Below are 537 nucleotides of genomic sequence, written 5' to 3' on the forward strand. Positions count from 1 at the left end.
CGCTAGTGTGGTGAGTTATAAGTTCGTTACATTAATTGTTCGTGCGGTCCCGGATAACGAAATGCTGTCTGAATAGGCGCTCGGACTCATATAACCCTTGCTCGGTAAAGACCACCGACTTCGTCTTATTGACGGGGTCGCAGATGAAGCCCTTTCGTAAAGGCGATTCAGCACGTCCCAGTCGAGGCCTTTCCACGCGCGGTACTGATCGTGCAGGGTCAGGTAGAGAAGTGCCAGGGCGGCTTCGTCGATCGCGTCGGTATTGATATTCATGACATTCATTCCGCGGTCTTCTGAACACGCACACAAAACCGTTCGAGACTAGCCAGGATGTCGTCGGCTGACTTGCTCCAGATGAACGGCTGCGGGTGGTCGTTGTAGACGTCAAGGTAATGCCGGATTGCCTCTTCGAGTTGGCGCGTCGAACGATGCGTGCCGCGACGAAGGTATCTTTCGGTAAGCGTGGCGAACCAGCGTTCGACCTGATTGAGCCATGACGCCGAAGTGGGTGTGAAGTGAACCTGGAAGCGGGGATGA

At 54.6% G+C, this 537-nt stretch carries 2 pseudogenes; both read right to left on the reverse strand.

Going from position 1 to position 537, the window contains the following annotated elements:
- Window positions 1-31: 31 nt before the first annotated feature.
- Window positions 32-273, reverse strand: a pseudogene (locus AWB83_RS35720) (DUF6429 family protein).
- 5 nt (window positions 274-278) lie between these two features.
- Window positions 279-537: pseudogene (locus AWB83_RS35725) on the reverse strand (IS630 family transposase); the annotation flags it as partial.

The organism is Caballeronia ptereochthonis (assembly GCF_001545075.1).
Lineage (GTDB): Bacteria > Pseudomonadota > Gammaproteobacteria > Burkholderiales > Burkholderiaceae > Caballeronia > Caballeronia ptereochthonis.